The organism is Flavobacterium xizangense (genome assembly GCF_054075145.1).
This window is the reverse complement of record NZ_JBSIPG010000136.1, coordinates 1-265: the sequence shown is the minus strand read 5'-3', so window position 1 is coordinate 265 and position 265 is coordinate 1. Positions and strand designations below refer to the sequence as shown.

Here is a 265-nt window from a genome sequence, read left to right as displayed (position 1 = left end):
AGAGCAGCAGTCTAATCGGCAGGCTATCTTTTTATATGTCATTTCTATTTTGTTTATTTTCTTATGTTTGGCAGCCTTATATGAAAGCTGGAAAATCCCATTCATTATTTTATTAGGTCTACCTTTAGGAATTACGGGCACTATTATTTTTGCCAAGATCTTTAACTTACCTAATGATGTTTATTTTCAAATTGCTCTATTAACGGGTATTGGCCTATCTTGTAAAAATGCAATTCTAATTGTGGAGTTTGCGACCCAAGCACTC

General features: G+C 34.0%; 1 protein-coding gene. It reads left to right on the top strand.

Annotated elements, in window-relative coordinates:
* Positions 1 to 265: efflux RND transporter permease subunit (locus ACWA1B_RS22825; protein WP_456910919.1), on the top strand; the 265-nt coding region annotated here is incomplete at both ends.